Here is a 19175-nt window from a genome sequence, read left to right on the forward strand (position 1 = left end):
TTGGTCATATGCAAACATAAAAAAACCCGGCACTAAGCCGGGTTTTTAAATTCAGTTGAAGAAGCTTACTTCTTCTTTTTCGCAGCCTTTTTGTTCGGTAGGTCAGTGATTGACCCTTCGAAAATTTCAGCCGCGAGACCGATTGACTCATTAAGCGTTGGGTGCGCGTGGATGGTTAAAGCGATGTCTTCAGCATCGGCGCCCATTTCCACACCTAGACCAATCTCACCCAGCATTTCGCCAGCGTTGATACCGATCATTGCACCACCGATAAGACGATCTGTGTCTTTATCGAAAATGAGTTTAGTTTGACCTTCGGTGCGTGATGAAGCAATCGCACGACCTGAAGCAGCCCATGGGAATACCGCTGTTTCAATATTCAGCCCTTGCTCTTTTGCTTCTTTCTCAGTGACACCAACCCATGCAATTTCAGGGTCTGTGTAGGCAATTGATGGAATGCACTTAGGATCAAAATAGTGCTTTTTGCCAGAAATTACTTCAGCGGCAACATGGCCTTCATGAACGGCTTTGTGAGCAAGCATAGGCTGGCCAACGATGTCACCAATGGCATAGATATGCTCAACATTGGTCTTCATTTGCTTATCAGTGTTGATAAAGCCGCGCTCATCAACGTTAACACCGGCTTTGTCGGCATCAACCAACTTACCATTTGGTGTACGACCAACAGCAACTAATACTTTGTCGTAACGCACAGGCTCCGCCGGCGCATTTTTGCCTTCAAAAGTCACGTATAGACCGTCGTCTTTCGCTTCAACACCGGTTACCTTAGTCGATAGCATAACGTTGAACTTGTCTTTAACGTACTTCTGGTAAATCTTGATAACGTCTTTGTCCGCTGCCGGAACTAGCTGATCAGCAAATTCAACCACGTCGATTTGTGAGCCTAGAGCGCGGTATACAGTGCCCATTTCAAGACCGATAATACCACCACCTAGTACCAATAGTTTTTCTGGTACGTCTTTCAGCTCAAGCGCGCCAGTCGAGTCAATAACACGCTCGTCTTCTGGAATGAAAGGTAGGTTCACCGGCTGTGAACCAGCCGCGATAATAGCATTATCAAAAGTGATGGTGGTTTTGCCGTCATCGCCTTCTACGTCAATGGTGTTGCTGCCAGTGAATTTACCGTAGCCGCTCACGACTTTCACTTTACGCATTTTTGCCATGCCGTCTAGGCCGCCAGTTAGCTGACCAATAACAGAGTCCTTCCAATCGCGGATCTTGTCTAGGTCAATTTCAGGCTTGCCAAAAGAAACACCGTGTGACGCCATTTCGCTCGCGTCATCAATCACTTTAGCAACGTGTAGAAGTGCTTTTGAAGGGATACAACCGACATTCAAGCACACACCACCTAGGGTCGCGCGTGACTCAACGAGGGTCACTTCCAAACCTAAATCCGCAGCACGGAATGCCGCAGAGTAACCACCAGGACCACCGCCTAGTACAACGACTTGTGTTTTGATTTCGTTGCTCATGCTATTACCTTATTTTGTCCGAACGGGAAGCAATGACACGGTTTGCTGTCAGCATGCCATCGCTCACAAAAATTGTGCAAAGATTGTATCATTGCAATTTAAAAAAATCCCAGTAAAAACCGATTACTGGGATTAAAGTTCATTATCTGTATGGCTTACATTACCAAGTGGCGAATATCGCTTAGGTAATTTGCCAGAGTCACAGTAAAGCGTGCTGCCAGCGCACCGTCAATAACACGGTGGTCGTAAGAGCAGCTTAGCGGCACCATTAAGCGCGGCTCAAACTCTTTACCATTCCATTTCGGTTTAAAGTCTGACTTAGAGACACCCAAAATAGCCACCTCAGGCGCATTGACGATAGGCGTAAACGCAGTGCCACCGATGCCACCGAGGCTAGAGATGGTGAAGCAACCGCCCTGCATATCGGCCGAGGTTAGCTTACCATCACGGGCCTTTTTGGAGATATCCATCAGCTCGCGTGATAACTCCATAATGCCTTTTTTGTTGACATCACGAACCACAGGAACAACGAGGCCATTTGGGGTATCAACCGCAATACCGATATGTACATACTTCTTCAGAATCAAGCTCTCGCCGTCTTCTGAAAGTGACGAGTTAAAGGTTGGGAATTCTTCCAACGCCTTGGCCGCCGCTTTCATCACAAACACCAATGGGGTGATCTTAACGCCCAGCTTTTTCTTCTCAGCCAGCGCGTTTTGCTCTTTACGGAATGCCTCTAAGCTGGTGATATCAGCTTCATCGTATTGGGTTACATGAGGAATATGTACCCAGTTACGGTGTAAGTTAGCACCAGATAGCTTTTGAATACGCGATAGCTTCTTCTCTTCGACTTCACCAAACTTGCTGAAGTCGACTTTTGGCCATGGGATCAAGTCGACACCGGCACCGCTGCCGCCTTTACCTGCACTACCGGATTCAACCTGCTTCACTAAGTCTTTCACATAGTTTTGCACGTCTTCTTTTAACACCCGGTTTTTACGGCCTGTGCCTTTGACTTTCGCCAGGTTAATACCAAACTCACGGGCCAAACGGCGCACTACCGGTGAAGCATGGGCATAATCAGCATTTTCAACGAAGTCTTCACGCTTCGCTGGCGCTGGGCCACTGGCCTTGTGCTCTTGCGGTTGCGCGTCGCTTGCAGTTGTTGATTGTTGCTTAGCCGGAGCCTGTTGCTGTGCAGGGGCACTGCCTTGCACCTCAAAGGTAAAGATTAAGCTGCCCGTTTTCACGGTATCGCCCACGGCAACTTTCACTTCTTTTACTTTGCCGGCAAAAGGAGCAGGCACTTCCATAGAAGCTTTATCGCCTTCAACGTTAAGAATCGACTGCTCTTCATCAACGGTGTCGCCGGCACTGACCATCACTTCGGTCACTTCCACTTCGTCGCCGCCAATATCCGGCACCGTCACTTCTTTAACTTCAACACTGCCGCTGTCTTTGTCTGCTTTCGCTTCTTGCTTGTCGCTATCGCTCGAGCTTGGACTCTCGGCACTGCCACCGCCTGCGGTTTCAAAGATAAATACCAGCGACCCTGTCTTTACGGTGTCGCCGACATTGATTTTGATTTCTTTAACTTTACCAGCTTGTGGCGCAGGCACTTCCATAGAAGCTTTATCGCCTTCAACGTTAAGAATTGATTGTTCTTCTTCAACGCTATCACCAACACTGACCATAATTTCGGTGACTTCAACTTCGTCATCACCAATATCAGGCACAGTAATTTCCACCTCGGCGCCGGCTTGATTGCTAGCACCGCTGTTGTCATCACTGCTGTCTGCCGCCTCGCTTGGCTCGGCATCGGCATTGCCTCGCTCGCCTTCGAAAATCATAATCAAAGTGCCGGTAGAGACGGTATCGCCCTCTTTCACTTTAATCTCTTTTACTACGCCCGCTTCGCTGGCAGGTACTTCCATAGAGGCTTTATCACCTTCTACGGTAATCAAAGATTGCTCAACTTCAACCTTGTCGCCTACCGAGACAAGCACTTCGGTGACTTCAACTTCATCGCCACCAATATCAGGTACTTTAATTTCAATGCTCATTTGCAAACCCCTTAAGCGTGCAGCGGGTTAATCTTGTCGGCATCAATGTCGAACTTCTTGATTGCTTCTGCAATCACAGATTTTTCTACATCGCCACGTTTCGCTAATTCTGTTAGTGCAGCAACCACCACGTAACCTGCATTCACCTCGAAGTGACGGCGCAGGTTCTCGCGGCTGTCGGAGCGGCCATAGCCATCGGTACCCAGTACGCGATATGACTCAGCCGGGATGAAGGCACGAATTTGTTCAGCGTAGTTCTTCATGTAGTCGGTAGCCGCAATCGCAGGCTCTTCACCTAATACAGTTTGCAGATACGGCACTTTCGCCTCTGCCTCTGGGTGCAGCATGTTATAGCGGTCGGCTTCTTGACCATCACGGGTGATCTCATTAAACGAGGTTACCGAGAATATATCTGAGCTAACGCCGTAGTCATCACTTAGAATTTGCGCTGCTTTGCGCACTTCGTTCATGATCGTACCCGAGCTTAATAGCTGTACTTTGCCCTTGTTGCCTTCGTAGCTTTCAAGCTTATAAATACCCTTACGGATCCCTTCTTCCGCACCTTCTGGCATGGCTGGCTGATGATAGTTTTCGTTCATCAACGTCAGGTAGTAGTAGATATTTTCTTGGTCTTCACCATACATACGGCGAATACCATCTTGAACGATAACCGCCACTTCATAGCCGAAGGTTGGGTCATAAGAAATACAGTTCGGCACGGTGTTCGCTAGAATATGGCTGTGGCCATCTTCGTGCTGCAACCCTTCACCATTAAGCGTTGTTCGCCCTGCGGTGGCACCAAGTAAGAAGCCACGTGCTTGTTGGTCACCGGCCATCCACGCCATATCACCTACACGTTGGAAACCAAACATCGAGTAGTAGATGTAGAACGGGATCATCGGTAGGTCGTTAGTGCTGTATGAGGTCGCCGCAGCAACCCATGAGGACATCGCACCGAGCTCGTTAATACCTTCTTGCAACACCTGACCTTTTTGGTCTTCTTTATAGTAAGCAACGATATCACGATCTTCCGGGCTGTAATTTTGGCCCCGTGGATTATAAATACCAATTTGACGGAACAAGCCTTCCATGCCGAAGGTACGTGCTTCATCGGCAATAATTGGCACAATGTTTTTGCCAATGCCTTTGTCTTTTAGCAATACATTAAGAGTACGCACAAATGCCATGGTGGTGGAAATATCACGCTTTTGCTCTTCAAGTAATTGCTTGAACGCATCCATCTGCGGCAACTGCAACTGTTCGCTGAAATTAGGCAAACGCGTTGGCGTGTAACCATGCAACTCTTTACGACGGGCGTGCATATACTCGTACTCTTTTGAGCCTTCTTCTAAGGTCAGGTACGGTAAGTCTTTAAGCTCATCTTCGGAAACAAGATCTTCTAACCCTAGGCGCTTACGTAAGTGAGCCACGTGGGTCATGTCCATTTTCTTCACTTGGTGAGCAATGTTTTTACCTTCGGCGGCATCGCCCATACCATAACCTTTAACGGTTTTCGCTAAGATTACCGTAGGACGGCCCTTAGTATCTTGCGCCGATTTAAAGGCTGCGAATAGCTTCGATGGCTCGTGACCACCGCGCTTTAAGGCAAAGATTTCGTCGTCGGTCATATCGGCAACAAGAGCTGCTGTTTCTGGGTAACGACCGAAGAAGTGCTCGCGCACATAAGCACCGTCTTTTGACTTATAGGTTTGGTAATCGCCGTCAACCGTTTCGTTCATCAGCTGTAGCAATTTACCTGTGGTGTCTTTAGCCAGTAATTTATCCCAGCCACTGCCCCACACGACTTTGATGACGTTCCAACCAGCCCCTTTGAACAGGCCTTCAAGCTCTTGGATAATCTTGCCATTACCCATAACTGGGCCATCTAGACGCTGCAGGTTACAGTTAATTAGGTAGCATAAGTTGTCCAAGCCTTCACGAGCGGCAAAGGAGATTGCGCCCCGTGATTCTGGCTCATCCATTTCACCATCACCTAGGAAGGCATAAACGCGTTGGTTGCTGGTGTCTTTCAGGCCACGACCTTCAAGATACTTGAGGAAGCGAGCTTGATAGATTGAAGCGATAGGACCTAGACCCATAGACACGGTTGGGAACTGCCAAAACTCAGGCATCAACTTAGGGTGTGGGTATGAAGGTAACCCTTTTCCATCTACTTCTTGGCGGAAGTTATCAAGCTGCTCTGCGCTCAGGCGCCCTTCGACGAAGGCACGTGCATAAATACCCGGTGAAATGTGACCTTGGTAATACACCAAATCACCACCGTCTTGCTCATTTGGCGCGCGGAAGAAGTGGTTGAAGCAAACTTCATAAAATGCCGCTGATGATTGGAAAGACGCCATGTGTCCACCCAAGTCAAGATCCTTTTTCGAGGCACGCAGAACAATCATAATCGCATTCCAGCGAATGATAGAGCGGATACGACGCTCAACGTTCACATCACCTGGGTACGCTGGCTCTTGGTCAGCGGGGATGGTATTGACGTAGTTTGTGGTAGTGCCAGTTGGCATATCTACGCCATCAAGACGTGCTTGCTCTAGCACTTGTTCAAGGATGTATTGAGCTCGCTCAACGCCCTCTTCACGCACAACCGACTCAAGGGCTTGTAGCCATTCCTGGGTTTCGAGTGCGTCTACGTCAACATTATTGACTTCAGACATATGGAGTTTTCCTTATGTTTAAAATACGAATTTAAAATGCCAAAAAGCCCCAGCTTAAGCGCGATGCTCAACTGAGGCTCACAGCGAATTTATTGTGCTCTGGTACGTCGCAAAGAGCGCTCAATACGCGAATGCTCTTTCGTTGCTTCCAGTAAGGCTTCTTCGATAAAGGCTAAGTGCGCATTACTGGCCAGGCGTGCCTCTTCTGGGCGGCCTTCAATGACGGCGTCCATCAACACTTTGCGGTGCTGCGCTAATTGCTGCGACACGGCGGTTTTCTTCATCAATACCTGCAAGTTTTGCAGTACGTTTTGCTCTAGTAAAGCTTGCATGCCACGCACCAAGTGCAGTAACACCACGTTATGAGACGCTTCAGCGATACAAAAGTGAAAAGCATTAATAGCTTTCGCTTTGGCACTCAGGTCATCACTTACTTGCGCTATTTTTTCAAAGCTATGCTTTACCTTTACAAAGTCATTTTGAGTCCCGCGCAATGCCGCATAATAGGCGGCGATACCTTCGAGGGCGTGGCGAAACTCAAGCAAATCAAACTGCGACTCTGGGTGCTTACTGATCAACTCAAACAGTGGATCACTTAAGCCCTCTTCCAATTGATTCTTTACAAAGGTGCCACCACCTTGGCGGCGCGTAACCAACCCCTTGGCTTCGAGTTTTTGAATTGCCTCACGCAGCGATGGGCGTGATACTTCAAACTGCTTAGCCAGCTCACGCTCAGGCGGAAGCTTTTCCCCTGGTGCCAGCGATCCCTCAAGAATCATATTCTCAAGCTGGGCCAAGATCACGTCCGATAATTTCGCTGCTTTTACTTTCAATGACATCGTTGATTTATGCTTTGGGTAAATTGGTCATACCAAAAAGTGTGGTTAAGGTATCAAATTCACCGCAAGCTGTCAAAATTGACCCAGTTCACATCAATTTTTATTCAGCCAATTATGGTGGATATGCGCGCAAATTAAAGTAATTTACGCTTAGCGACAAATGGTCAGACCAGTAAGGAGAAAGGAAATAAATGCACAAAAAAGCCCCTACAGCAGAACTATAGGGGCTTTTAGCATGATATCGCTATTAGCCAATATCATGAAGTAACGGCCATGGTGGCTATTACTTATTCATGAAGTCGATGCCTTCTTGAATATCTTTATTCAAGGTGCCTAGCATGTCTTCTTTGGCTTGTTGTTCAAAGGCGCTTAGCTCACCGTAAGAAAGCAACTCTTCGACACCATTTTTACCAAGACGTACTGGCTGAGCGAAGAACTGCGCGTCTTCACCATTGCCTTCAACATAGGCGTATTCAATAACATCTTCACCTTGCATGCCTTTGACTAGTGACAAGCAGAAGCGCGCTGCAGCTGCGCCCATGGAAAGTGTAGCGCTACCGCCACCGGCTTTTGCTTCAACAACTTCGGTACCGGCGTTTTGGATACGCTTAGTTAGCGCCGCAACTTCCTCATCAGAGAAGCTCGCACCTTCTACTTGAGACAGTAGAGGAAGAATAGTCGTTCCTGAGTGACCACCAATTACTGGCACTTTCACGTCGTTCACGTTCAAGCCTTTTAGCTCAGCAATGAAAGTTTCTGCACGGATCACGTCAAGTGTGGTTACACCAAATACGCGTGCAGGGTCATAAGTGCCCGCTTTTTTGAATACTTCAGCCACGATTGGCACTGTGCCATTGACTGGGTTAGTGATAACACCGACCATGGCTTTCGGGCAGTTTTTAACAATGCCTTCGGCTAGCGTCTGGACAATGCTGGCGTTTACATTGAACAAATCAGCGCGGTCCATGCCCGGCTTACGCGGCATACCCGCTGGGATTAAAACAATGTCACAACCGTTTAGTGCTGCGTCTAAGTCTTCTTTACCGAAGCCCTTTACATCAACCGCAGTTGGGATGTGTGATAGGTCAACTGCAACACCAGGAACCACAGGGGCTACGTCGTATAGAGCAAGCTCAGAACCAGCAGGAAGGCTATTTTTTAGTAGCAAAGAGAGCGCTTGACCGATACCACCGGCAGCACCTAAAACGGCAACTTTCATTTTAATTCTCCGTAAAATAACGAGATTGGGTTATCAAGATTTGGGTCATCTGACCTTTTGGTGGCCTTAAAGATAATGAAAAGCGCCGATAAAGACAAATTTATCCGCGTTATTTTGACGATAATCTCGACCATAGTCGTAAACTTCACTGTAAACCTCAGTGCCTTGGATGAAATAACCCCGGTTCTTGGGTAGAATGATAAGACTTTAAGCTACAAAGACCATTATTATGCACGCGCAAGAAAAACAAGAAGCCTTGGTAAAAGCCTTTAAAGCCCTCCTAAAAGAAGAAAATTTCGGCTCACAAGGAGAGATTGTTGATGCCTTAAAAGAACAAGGCTTCGATAACATCAGCCAAAGCAAAGTTTCGCGCATGCTCAGCAAGTTTGGTGCGGTGCGTACACGCAACGCCAAACAAGAAATGGTCTATTGCTTACCCGCAGAATTAGCCGTTCCCACTGCGAAGTCGCCACTGCGCCAATTAGTGCTGGATATTGTTCACAATGAGATGATGATCATCATCACCACCAGCCCGGGTGCAGCACAATTAATCGCGCGCTTGCTCGATTCTCTCGGTAAGGCCGATGGCGTGCTAGGAACCATAGCCGGGGATGACACCATCTTTATTGCCCCCGCCAAAGTCTCAGAAATTGATATTACTCTGGAGCGGGTGCGTAAGCTGTTTGAGAACGTGTAGCCAACGACTTTAGAAAATCCACCGAAGGGGCAAAAAACGCTGAGCCCATGTCGGCCTGGGTAAAGTCCAGCCAAGCATCATAATGATGATGATCCCCTAGCTGACTTTTCAGCATTTGCGTAAACGCGTCGCCACTGGCGGCGCAGGTCACCGACAGCAAGCCTTGCTTGGTCATGGTGCCAAAAGGCATGCCCTGGTGCAGTAACAGCGGTTCGCCTTTTTCATCTTTCAACTCTGAGCGCGCCGCGTGACTGTTGGCATTAATCGGCATTAGCAGCTCGGCATCCAGACGAGTACGGCCAATCACCAACTCTTGTTCTTCAATACTGAGCGCTTGCCAGGCATTGAGGTTGTGGGTAAAGCGCTGGACGTGCACATAACTGCCTTTTACAAAATCATTGCCGGGGTCATTAATGAGGGCCGTGAGATTCTTTTGCCGCCCATGAGGCGTATCTGGAGCGTAAAGAAAGCCATTAAAATCACGCCCGTCTAAAAAGCGATAACAGGTGATCTCCTCGACAAGCTCCACATCACTGCCTAACAGCTTCAATACTCGCTGGCCAAATAGATGATTGACATCTTCTCGGTCCGAGCGAATTTGTATAAACAAATCGAACGGCTGTGCTAGCACGTGGTGGTCTCGGTTGGGGATACTCGGAAAGCTCGCTAATTCTGCAGGCATGGCATCGGGGTGAAAATGCGGCCAGTACTGCGCACCTATGGCGACAAAGCTGGAAACCATGGCCTCAGAGAAGCGATCATCGTATTCGCTTTGCAGGTCCACTAACTGTGCGAGCTTACTTTTAACTGCGTGATCATGGCCATCAAGGACATTGAGAAACAAGTGCAAGCCGTGCAAATTGGCCTGCGCGCACACACCGGATTGCGCTCTGGGCATTAAGTTACCATTCCTTTCGTTGTTATTGTTAGCAGCGCCTATTACGAGCGCTAAGCCGCCCGCGCGGCTACATACAGGCTATGAATTCGCGCTTAATCAGCGAAGAAATTCACAGAGTGTGGGGTAATTGTAAGCGATAGCTTCTGACTCGGCAAAAACTCTTGTTCAGCTTTAGCAGGAATTTCAACTTCTTGAGCAAACACGCTGACGCGATAAACGTATTCTGTGCCGACAAAACGCTGTGATAGTAACGTCACTTCACCGTGTTCATCACCAATCAATTGCATATCGTGGGGACGAACATACACTTGCCCCTTCCCCGATGATGGCAAAGGCTGTAAAGAGCGCACAATACCAAAGGGCGTTTGTACATGCTCGGCATCAACGATAGTGGCATCAATATACACACCCGTGCCTAAGAACTCTGCCACGACTTTAGAGTTAGGGTGCTGGAATAATTGTTTCGCCGTGCCTTGCTGCGCAATTTGTCCGTTGTGCATGACCGCTAATGTGTCGGCAAAGGCAAATGCTTCTTCTTTGGAGTGAGTAACAAAAATAGCAGAGACGCGCTGGTCTTTAATAATGCGGCGAATGTCAGCAATTAATTGAAAACGCACCTGATGGTCAATATTCGAAAACGGCTCATCAAGCAGTAATAGGCTAGGTTTGTATGCCAGCGCTCTAGCTATGGCAACACGTTGCTGTTGGCCGCCTGAAAGCTGGTGTGGATAACGCCCTCCACACTCATCTAGATGCACCAGTGCGAGCATTTCGGCGACCCGCTGCTGTTTGTTTGCTTTGCTCATGCCCTTTAAACCAAAGGCTATGTTTTGCGCCACGGTTAAGTGTGGAAACAGCGCGTAATCCTGAAACATCATGCCCATGTTGCGGTGCTGTGGGGGCACGCAATGCTGGTCACTACACAGTACCTCTTTCCCTAAGCGGATCACCCCTCGATGCGGACGTATAAGCCCAGCAATGGCTTTTAGTGTGGTTGTTTTGCCGCAACCGCTGGCGCCTAGCAAACACAAAATCTCATCGTCTGCTAAGGTCAGGCTTAAATTGTTGACCACCGCCCGCTCAGCGTATTCGAAACTAATGTTGTCTAATTCTAGTTGCGCTGTCATGACCGAGAATGCTCCATTGAGCGGTTAATAAAATACAAGGGCAGTAGCCCCACTAATACAATAAATAGTGCCGACACTGAAGCCAGCTCTAATTGCTCATCGCTCACATACTGAAACACATGGGTCGCCAATGTTTCAAAGTTAAATGGCCGCAACAGTAATGCTGCTGGCAACTCTTTCATACACTCGATAAACACTAATAAGGCAGCGGTTAAGATACCGCGTTTAAGAATGGGAATATGCACGCCAAGTAAGGTTTGTCGCTCATTGCGGCCCATTGAGTGGCTGGCCATATCCAAGCTCGGGCTAATGCGGCTAAAGCTTGATTCTATGGCGCCATGGGCAATGGCGTAAAATCGCACCAAGTAACCAAACACGATGGCAAATATAGTACCGCTTAAGAATAACCCTGGTTGATAGTCATACTGGGCGAGCCAATCATTAATGCCGACTTCTAAACTAGTCAGTGGTAACAGCACCGCAATGGCTAAAACGGTGCCAGGTAAGGCGTATCCAGTGCTGGCTAAGCGCCCAGGCCACAGTGTATATCGTGCTGTACTCAAGCGTTGGTAGTACACCACAAGAATACTTAGGGTAATGGCGAGGATGCTGACCATAGTGGCAATTTTTAGGCTTTGCCAAGCATAGAGGAAAAACTCATCATTCCACGCTTGGTCAAAATAATTAAACGCGTAGCTAACCAGCACCGCCGTCGGAATAGCGAAAGCAAGCGCCAAAATAACTAAGGCAAAGCCTGTAGCTACCAACGCTTTAGCTCCTTTGAGAGTATAAAGAGGCTCACCGCTTAGCTGGGTTTGGCGCTCAAATACGGCGCGGTTGCGGCGCGAATAACGCTCAATAATGATAGCCAAAAACAAAATGAGCAGCATGATCCCTGAGATTTTCGCAGCGGCGGTTAATGAATAATACCCAAACCAAGTATCGTACACCGCTGTCGTTAGGGTGCTTACGGCAAAGTAATTGACGGTGGCAAAATCCGCCATCGCCTCCATGCTAATTAAGGTTATAGCGGCGACAATCGCCCCTCGAGCTAAAGGAAGACTGACTTTAAAAAAGCCTGCAACTGGGCCGTGTCCCATAATATGTGCGGCTTGAACCAGCTTATGAGACTGCTCCTTCAGCGCGGTTTTAAAAATTAAGAATAAGTAGGGGTACAGCACTAACGCAATCATCACAATTGCGCCACCGAGCGTGCGAATATCAAAAAACCAGTAATCATCCGGCGATTGCCAGCCAAACCAGTGCCGTAACTGAATTTGCACCGGACCAGCATAATCCAGTAAGTCGGTATAAACATAGGCAATAAGATAGGTAGGCATGGCTAAGGGCAGCATCAAAGCCCATTCAAAGTGTTTTCGCCCCGGAAAGTCGCAACAGGCGACCAGCCACCCTAAAGGCAACGCAATCAAGCAACTCAGTAGCGCTACACCGAGGATCAACACTAAGGTATTGCGGGTATAATCCCACAGCACCGTATCCCAGAGGTGGTTAAACACGTTGGGATCACTTTGCAAGGACTCAAAAATAAGGAAAGCTAACGGCAACGACAGGCCTAAGCCTGTCGTCCACGCAATAAGCTGCCACGATGACAGCGAGAATTTAAAGCGCATCAATACCCAGTAATTAAAGGTCGAATTTTACCTCATCGAGCAGCTTCAACGCCGTTTGACGATGTTTACTGATTTCCGATAAAGGCAGAGAGTCCTCTTTAAAGTCACCCCAAGAGGCAACTAACTCAGACAATGGCACACCCTTTTTCACTGGGTATTCCATATTCACAGAGGCATACATATTTTGCGCTGTATTGTCGGTCATAAACTCGATCAGTTTCAAGGCGTTATCCTTGTTTTTAGCATACTTTGTTAAGGCAACGCCGGAGACATTAACGTGCGCTCCTCGGTCTTGTTGGTTAGGAAAGTTAATATAAACGGCATCAGCCCAAGTACGTTGTTGCTCGTCTTGCATCATTTTTCCAAAGTAATAGCTGTTACCGATGGCCACATCGCACAGCCCTTCTTTTACGGCCTTAACCTGCGCTCGATCGTTGCCCTGCGGTTTACGGGCAAGGTTTTGCTTTAACGCTGTTAACCACTGCTTGGTTTGCGCTTCGCCATGATGGGCAATCATAGATGCGACCAACGCCAAGTTATAAGGGTGCTTGCCTGAGCGCATGCACACCTTACCTGCAAATTGCTCGCTCCCCAGGTCTTCATAGCGCACGCTGCTTAACTGGCCCACACGTTCTTTTGACGAGTAGACATTGCGCACCCGTTTGGTTAATGCCACCCATTGCCCATTGGGGTCGCGGAAGCTAGCAGGAATATTGTCGGCCACCGCGTCGCTATTAATGCTTTGTGTTAGCTCCATATCGTCTAGTTGCATTAAGGCACTAAAATTAGAGGTAAGCACTAAATCAGCGCGAGTATGCTTGCCTTCACGCTTTAAGCGCTCAATAAGCCCTTTTTTCGCAAACACCACGTTGGTCTCTATTCCCGTTTGTGCTGTAAACTTCTCTAGTATGGGCTCAATAAGAAAAGGCTGACGAAACGAGTAAATATTGACGCTGTCTTGCGCCAAGGTGGGAGCGGCTGTTAACGTAGTGAGTAACGATGCCAAGCCCAAAGCCAATGCTTTTTTCATAAAGCCTCCAATAGATAAAAATAATTCTCAAGCGCATCATATCTTTTGCACCGCAAAAGTACAGCACCATCATCACAACATAAACACCAGCTGAACAACTTCCATCTTTGCCCGAATTATTGTGAGATATATCTCACATAGCATCAGGTTATTGCGTCATTTGCGATAAAGAACAGCACGCAAAAATACACAACACACTGATAAATAATGTTTTTTTAATTGTTTCGTTTATTTTACTAAATCAGTTTTTGTTACTACTACCTGACCTGTACCTAATTCATCCTTATACTGTCTCCATCGCTTGTAAGGGCATATGGGCGATAAAGTTAAGGAAAGCCAACCTCAAAGGACGGACCGGAAGTTCAAGGACAGGCGCAGGACGCGTAACGCAACGGACACGCAGACAGGACGGTAGGATTTGGCAAGATGCCATAGAAGGACAGGTGCAGGACGCATAACACAAGGGAATTGTTATTCTAAGGATAGTCAAGGGAAAACGGCAAGATGCCAATATGGACAGATGCAGGATGCATAACGCAAAGGAGTTGCTACTTTAAGGACAGCAAAGGAAAAATAGGCAGGATGCCGAGCACACCGGACGTGATACTCAAGGTGAGTATAGGACAGGCGAGTGAACGCAGCTCACAAAGGAAATGTGAATAAGGACAGCGAAGGATTTGTCAGTGATAGCTCCACTAAGGATTATGTGCAGGATGTACATATCACAGGAAGTACAGAATGAGCTAAACAATCATAGCAGTCATAATGCGAACCACATGCGACTGACTTGGATGTGTATCACAGGTTTATACAGGAAGTGGACAAGGATGAACCTACAAAGCGATTTGTAGCGCTCACTACGGTGAGTAAAGGAACATTGGACTTGCTCCAATCCCGGCAGGAAGCTGGAAATTATTCCGTCAGCGCGGCCCTCAACGGCCGCGTATTTTTTTGCCTATCGCACACGCCTAGTGGTGATACTCAGCTACCACGAAACACACCGCAATACTCAGATAGACAACTGTAACTGTGCCGTGCACTGAAGCACCGTATTCCACTACTTTCACACATCAGTCGTTATTGTAAAAAAGCCTGCTTAGAATTTACCTCGCACTGCTCTACAGGGCGGGTTTGAAGCGAGCGACTCACCACCCAACAGTCGTCATAAATTGAGCAGTAACACAGCTCGATTTCGAGGCGTTTATCTATCTTTAAGATATTTTCTACATCCTCCCCTTTGTATACCAAGGGCTTTAATATTTCGCCTGCAGGAAGCGTGATTGAACTGATATGGGATTGGTTAATGGAGTCGAACTCAGGTAAATCCGACCACCGCTGCAAATACCGCTTACCGATACTGACTTTTACATACTTAATAATGGCCGGACCTGTACCCCTGTTAGCTACACGATAACTAAAGCGATCCTTTCCTTTGCTTCTGACAACCTCAACTTTTGGCCACACAGAGGCTTTCGCGTAGGCGCGATCTATGTACGCAGAATAAATAGAGATAAAGGCCGTAATTAAGCCAATAAAAAGCGCGGTCAGCGCAATGAGCATTTCTGGATTTTTATACCACTTCTGTTTTTCCAACAACTTAGTCCTTTAATACGCGAAGCCGCTGTATTGTGTTCGCTCCGTAAACTTGAGCCCTACCCCAATACAGCATCGATAATGGTTATTTCCGTGACTCAGGGGAGAGAGAAAACCACGAGATACCTGATCAACTTTAAGCATTTACATTTTAGTAAGCTATCGAGTCATAGCTCAACGTTATTATTGATAGCAAAATTTGCTATTGCTTACTAGCACTTAAGCGCAAGTCACTGAAAATGTCCGCACAAAAAAACGACCCAATGGGCCGTTTACGTGCACTAACATAAAATTTTAATGACCACGCTTATGATGGCCGCGCGACTGACGCTTTTCCTTGAGTTCCTGCAACTTTTGTTGCTGCTGCTCGGTGAGTAAGTTCCATATTTGATGCTGGGTGTGTAACCGTGCAATCTTACGTTCAAGCTGTTTAGCTTGCTGATCTTGGATCAACGCTCGCGCAGCCTGCTCATCGAAGCTCGCATTGGTGTTCGTTAAGGCATTTAGCTGCTGCTTCATGTCACCACGCTGGCCTCGCTGCGGCTGCAGTTGCTTTTGCGCATCTAAAATAGCGTCGATTTGGCTCTGTTGCTGCTCGCTAAGCTGTAAATAATTGGCCATACGTTTGTTAAACATACCACGCTCACCATGGTTGTGGTGACCGCCTTGACCAGCAAACACGGCGCTGGATGCCAAGGCTAAAGAAAACAACGTCGCGCTAATACTCTTACCTAGTTTCATTGTGGACTCCTTGTTTGTCCTGATTGAAAACAATTCACAGTGCCTAGCATAGCGCCGTCAACGCAAAGCACTGTCAGGGCGGTGTAAAGGTTATGTAAAGGATTCACACTGCTGGCAAGGGATAAGGTAGTATAGCGTTGTCGCTGTATACGTATTGGGAATGACATGCATATTTTACTAACCGACGATGATACTGAACTGGCGCAAATGCTCAGCGAATACCTACAGAGCCAGCATTTCCAAGTGACCTGTGCGCATGATGGAAAAACAGGCTTGGAGCTTGCCGAAACTGGCAATTTTGACCTGTTATTACTGGATGTCATGCTGCCAGAGTTAGATGGCTTCGAGGTCTTAAAAAGGCTCAGAGCTCAATCGCTGATGCCAGTCATCATGCTGACCGCTAAAGGCGATGATTTTGATCGTATTTTTGGCCTAGAGCTCGGTGCCGATGACTATATCCCCAAGCCTTTCAACCACCGAGAGCTGCTCGCCCGCGTCAAGGCTATTACTCGACGCATCGAGCATATCAATGCCACTAAGCCTCGTCAGGACTTACAGTTTGCCGGTCTGGATATGTGTATGCATAGCCGCAGCGTCAGCGCCAATACACAGCCTTTGGCACTCACCGGCACTGAGTTTGCTATTTTGCACTTATTACTACAACAACCGGGCACCGTGATCAGTAAAGAGCAAATAAGTGAACAAGTGTTGGGCCGCCGCTTAGCACCATATGACCGCTCTATTGACATGCATGTCAGTAACTTGCGCAAGAAAATAGCCGAACACATTGAGGCCGAGCGTATTCGCACGCTACGCGGTGCCGGTTACGTCTTGGTGGGAGATGCGTAAATGCGGCCATTGTTTAGCAAACTCTATGTGAAAATATTCTTGTGGTTTTGGCTCACCCTAGCCGCGACCTTCGCGTTGCTTGCCGGGCTAAGCTCGATGAGCTTCAGTGAACTGTCTTATGAGCCTTTACGCGGTGGCGATGCGCACTACTTAAAGCGCTTAGGGCATGCCATTGAGCGCAGTGCTAATAAACACGATATCAGCGCTGAGCAGCTCATCAACCATGGCCGCTTTGCCAAAAGAAAACAGCTTTATCTGTATTCTGTTGACCAAGATAAAGCGCTACAGAACTTCACCCCGCCCCACGACATTGGCCTCAATGAGCTTAATTTTCGCCAGAGCATGGCACCACAAATGATTTTCCACGAGCACTTTCAAGCATTAGGCCCTTTGCTGATCACCCTACCGGACGGGCAATATCAGCTGTATGAGCTGCGCCCCGGTCGCAAGCTACCTTGGTTATTGCGGCTCAAACTCATGCCTACTTGGCTTAAAGTAGTTGTGGCTTTGGGTGCCTCTTTATTGTTGAGTTTGCTGTTTACCCGTACCTTGATCACACCGGTCAATGCACTGCGAAGCGCCGCGAAAGACATCGCCGCAGGTAATTTACAAAGTCGTGCGCCGAGTAACGTGCGCCATGATGAGCTTGGCGTTCTCACCGACGAGTTCAATGCCATGGCGGCGCGTCTAGAAACCCTTGTGAATAGTCAACGTTCGTTGTTGGGTGATATTTCTCATGAGCTACGTTCGCCATTAACGCGACTCTCGCTCGCCTGTGCATTAGCCCAAGACAGTGCCGATAGCGCAACCTTATTACAACTGCAGCGCATAGAAAAAGAAGCCAAGCAGCTTGATACTCTTATTGCCCGTATTTTGATGCTCTCACGGCTAGAAAATCGTCAACAAAGTATTGTGCGCCAGCGCATCAGTGTGCGTGAGTTACTGGCTCCAGTGTTTGCCGACGCCAAGTTCGAGGCCGACTCTGAGCATAAGCAGCTCTCTCTTGCTGAGCTCAGTGATAGCCATTTCCTCAACATTGACCCCCAAGTGGTAGCCAGTGCCTGCGATAACTTACTGCGTAACGCAATCAAATATGCCAATCAGCATATTGAAGTGAGCTTGCAGTGGATAGACACGATAATGCTACTGTCTATTAGCGACGATGGTCCTGGCGTTGCTGAGCATGAGCTTGCTCATCTCAAGGAACCCTTTTACCGCGTTGGCTCTGCGCGCAGCCGCGATAGTGGCGGCACCGGTTTAGGCTTAGCGATTGCCAACAAGGCTATAGCGGCCCACAATGGGGAACTTGTATTGCAAAATAACCCTCAAGGTGGTTTAGTAGCGACCATAAAACTCCCTACGACCTGATACTGAATGTTCTACTCCAGCGAAGCACTACTGCATAAAAATGATGACGCCATCGCGCAATTTTGGCAGCAAGATATGCATAAGGGCTTTGTGGACACACGCCAAGGTAAGTTATTTTACGCCTACCATTTACCCTACCAAGCTGACTTTGCGTTAGTGATCAGCTCAGGGCGCATTGAAGCGGCACAGAAATACCAAGAGCTGCTGTGGGAATTTGCGCGTAATAACATTGCCGTGTTTATTGTTGACCATCAAGGTCAAGGGCGCTCTTATCGCCATCTTGAAGATAGCCACAAAGGGTATGTAGGGCACTTTGATGATTACAGCCAAGACCTTGCGCAATTCGTAAACGAGGTGGTTGAACGTCACTGGCAAGGGAAAAAAATACTCCTTGGCCACTCCATGGGGGGAGCTATCGCTTTAGACTATCTTTGTCACCACCGCCATTCGTTCAGCGGCGCTTTTTTAAGCGCCCCGATGCTGCAACTGGATACCGGTAATATCAAAGCTTGGCAAGCACGCTTATGGGCATGGCTAATGACCTTAGTCGGTCAAGGCGGGCGTTATGTCCCTGGACACGGCCCTTATCGTAATATCCCCTTTGCAGAAAATGAACTCACCCACAGTGAAGCCCGGTATACGCGCTTTCGCCAATTATATGAGCAGCACAGCGATATGCAATTAGGGGGGGTGACTTACGCCTGGCTTAACGCCGCTTTTGCCGCTATCAAGAAGCTACGGACCTGCCAATGTCCTGTGCCGTTATTTGTCGCTGCAGCACAATGCGATACCGTGGTTGACCCAAGTCCTTATAACGACTTTATTCATGGTCAACGCCAAGCTGTATTAAAAACCTACCAAGGGGCTAAGCATGAGCTTTTGTGTGAGCATGATACGGTGCGTAAGCCACTCATTCGCGACTTACTCACCTTCTGTCAGGGCTTGTAGT

General features: G+C 47.9%; 15 protein-coding genes. 4 read left to right on the forward strand and 11 right to left on the reverse strand.

The genetic code is table 11. The features are described 5' to 3' along the window. Window positions 1–65 precede the first annotated feature (65 nt). The 5 genes from lpdA to mdh form a co-directional block, all read right to left on the reverse strand. A complete protein-coding gene (lpdA, locus tag MHM94_RS08665; RefSeq protein WP_045980580.1) occupies window positions 66–1493 on the reverse strand; it encodes a dihydrolipoyl dehydrogenase in 1428 nt (475 codons plus the stop codon). Between the two features lie 155 nt (window positions 1494–1648). Continuing rightward, window positions 1649–3556, reverse strand: coding sequence for a pyruvate dehydrogenase complex dihydrolipoyllysine-residue acetyltransferase (gene aceF / locus MHM94_RS08670; protein WP_235419264.1), 1908 nt, complete (start codon window positions 3554–3556; stop codon window positions 1649–1651). A gap of 11 nt (window positions 3557–3567) precedes the next feature. Then, entirely contained in the window at window positions 3568–6234 is a 2667-nt protein-coding gene (gene aceE, locus MHM94_RS08675) for a pyruvate dehydrogenase (acetyl-transferring), homodimeric type (RefSeq protein ID WP_022945362.1), read from the reverse strand. Window positions 6235–6323: 89 nt separating this feature from the next. After that, complete coding sequence (gene pdhR, locus MHM94_RS08680) at window positions 6324–7073, reverse strand: pyruvate dehydrogenase complex transcriptional repressor PdhR (protein WP_022945361.1); 750 nt, start codon at window positions 7071–7073, stop codon at window positions 6324–6326. A 283-nt stretch (window positions 7074–7356) separates the two neighbouring features. Then, the gene (gene mdh / locus MHM94_RS08685; RefSeq protein WP_053910041.1) at window positions 7357–8292 is read right to left on the reverse strand and encodes a malate dehydrogenase; all 936 of its coding nucleotides are present in this window, start codon (window positions 8290–8292) and stop codon (window positions 7357–7359) included. Window positions 8293–8521: 229 nt separating this feature from the next. Between mdh and argR the strand changes: the two genes are divergently transcribed. Continuing rightward, window positions 8522–8989, forward strand: a complete 468-nt coding sequence (gene argR / locus MHM94_RS08690; RefSeq protein WP_022945358.1) for a transcriptional regulator ArgR — start codon at window positions 8522–8524, stop codon at window positions 8987–8989. On the opposite strand, the gene MHM94_RS08695 is transcribed toward argR, so the two are convergent. The 6 genes from MHM94_RS08695 to MHM94_RS08720 form a co-directional block, all read right to left on the reverse strand. Continuing rightward, window positions 8949–9887, reverse strand: coding sequence for a Dyp-type peroxidase (locus tag MHM94_RS08695; protein WP_022945357.1), 939 nt, complete (start codon window positions 9885–9887; stop codon window positions 8949–8951). The two genes, argR and MHM94_RS08695, sit on opposite strands and share 41 nt — an antisense overlap. Window positions 9888–9979: 92 nt before the next feature. After that, window positions 9980–11014 (reverse strand): ABC transporter ATP-binding protein, encoded by a 1035-nt coding sequence (locus MHM94_RS08700; protein WP_151173221.1) that lies wholly within the window; start codon window positions 11012–11014, stop codon window positions 9980–9982. Continuing rightward, window positions 11011–12645, reverse strand: coding sequence for an iron ABC transporter permease (locus MHM94_RS08705; RefSeq protein WP_235419263.1), 1635 nt, complete (start codon window positions 12643–12645; stop codon window positions 11011–11013). Before MHM94_RS08705 ends, MHM94_RS08700 begins: the two co-directional genes overlap by 4 nt. Before the next feature lie 13 nt (window positions 12646–12658). Then, window positions 12659–13675 carry a Fe(3+) ABC transporter substrate-binding protein gene (locus tag MHM94_RS08710; protein WP_022945354.1) on the reverse strand — a complete coding sequence of 339 codons (1017 nt, stop codon included), beginning with the start codon at window positions 13673–13675 and terminating at the stop codon, window positions 12659–12661. A gap of 1077 nt (window positions 13676–14752) precedes the next feature. Then, a complete protein-coding gene (locus MHM94_RS08715) occupies window positions 14753–15268 on the reverse strand; it encodes a hypothetical protein (RefSeq protein WP_235419262.1) in 516 nt (171 codons plus the stop codon). Window positions 15269–15562: 294 nt separating this feature from the next. Then, window positions 15563–16009: a Spy/CpxP family protein refolding chaperone gene (locus MHM94_RS08720; protein WP_235419261.1), complete on the reverse strand. Its 447-nt coding sequence runs from the start codon at window positions 16007–16009 to the stop codon at window positions 15563–15565. A gap of 165 nt (window positions 16010–16174) precedes the next feature. Between MHM94_RS08720 and MHM94_RS08725 the strand changes: the two genes are divergently transcribed. The 3 genes from MHM94_RS08725 to MHM94_RS08735 are packed head-to-tail and all read left to right on the forward strand — an operon-like array spanning window position 16175 to window position 19174. Beyond that, the gene (locus MHM94_RS08725; RefSeq protein ID WP_045980572.1) at window positions 16175–16858 is read left to right on the forward strand and encodes a response regulator transcription factor; all 684 of its coding nucleotides are present in this window, start codon (window positions 16175–16177) and stop codon (window positions 16856–16858) included. Then, the gene (locus MHM94_RS08730) at window positions 16859–18226 is read left to right on the forward strand and encodes an ATP-binding protein (protein ID WP_022945350.1); all 1368 of its coding nucleotides are present in this window, start codon (window positions 16859–16861) and stop codon (window positions 18224–18226) included. Between the two features lie 6 nt (window positions 18227–18232). After that, window positions 18233–19174 (forward strand): alpha/beta fold hydrolase, encoded by a 942-nt coding sequence (locus MHM94_RS08735; RefSeq protein WP_235419260.1) that lies wholly within the window; start codon window positions 18233–18235, stop codon window positions 19172–19174. Window position 19175: the final 1 nt, after the last annotated feature.

Source organism: Pseudoalteromonas sp. CNAT2-18.1 (genome assembly GCF_022347865.1).
Lineage (GTDB): Bacteria > Pseudomonadota > Gammaproteobacteria > Enterobacterales > Alteromonadaceae > Pseudoalteromonas > Pseudoalteromonas ruthenica.

Bases quoted from the DNA above. Each gene is read 5' to 3' on its own strand.
- mdh (WP_053910041.1), bottom strand. From the start codon at position 8,292: ATGAAAGTTGCCGTTTTAGGTGCTGCCGGTGGTATCGGTCAAGCGCTC.
- MHM94_RS08725 (WP_045980572.1), top strand. From the start codon at position 16,175: ATGCATATTTTACTAACCGACGATGATACTGAACTGGCGCAAATGCTC.
- MHM94_RS08700 (WP_151173221.1), bottom strand. From the start codon at position 11,014: ATGACAGCGCAACTAGAATTAGACAACATTAGTTTCGAATACGCTGAG.
- MHM94_RS08705 (WP_235419263.1), bottom strand. From the start codon at position 12,645: ATGCGCTTTAAATTCTCGCTGTCATCGTGGCAGCTTATTGCGTGGACG.
- MHM94_RS08695 (WP_022945357.1), bottom strand. From the start codon at position 9,887: ATGCCCAGAGCGCAATCCGGTGTGTGCGCGCAGGCCAATTTGCACGGC.
- aceE (WP_022945362.1), bottom strand. From the start codon at position 6,234: ATGTCTGAAGTCAATAATGTTGACGTAGACGCACTCGAAACCCAGGAA.
- MHM94_RS08730 (WP_022945350.1), top strand. From the start codon at position 16,859: ATGCGGCCATTGTTTAGCAAACTCTATGTGAAAATATTCTTGTGGTTT.
- argR (WP_022945358.1), top strand. From the start codon at position 8,522: ATGCACGCGCAAGAAAAACAAGAAGCCTTGGTAAAAGCCTTTAAAGCC.
- MHM94_RS08720 (WP_235419261.1), bottom strand. From the start codon at position 16,009: ATGAAACTAGGTAAGAGTATTAGCGCGACGTTGTTTTCTTTAGCCTTG.
- aceF (WP_235419264.1), bottom strand. From the start codon at position 3,556: ATGAGCATTGAAATTAAAGTACCTGATATTGGTGGCGATGAAGTTGAA.
- pdhR (WP_022945361.1), bottom strand. From the start codon at position 7,073: ATGTCATTGAAAGTAAAAGCAGCGAAATTATCGGACGTGATCTTGGCC.
- lpdA (WP_045980580.1), bottom strand. From the start codon at position 1,493: ATGAGCAACGAAATCAAAACACAAGTCGTTGTACTAGGCGGTGGTCCT.
- MHM94_RS08735 (WP_235419260.1), top strand. From the start codon at position 18,233: ATGTTCTACTCCAGCGAAGCACTACTGCATAAAAATGATGACGCCATC.
- MHM94_RS08710 (WP_022945354.1), bottom strand. From the start codon at position 13,675: ATGAAAAAAGCATTGGCTTTGGGCTTGGCATCGTTACTCACTACGTTA.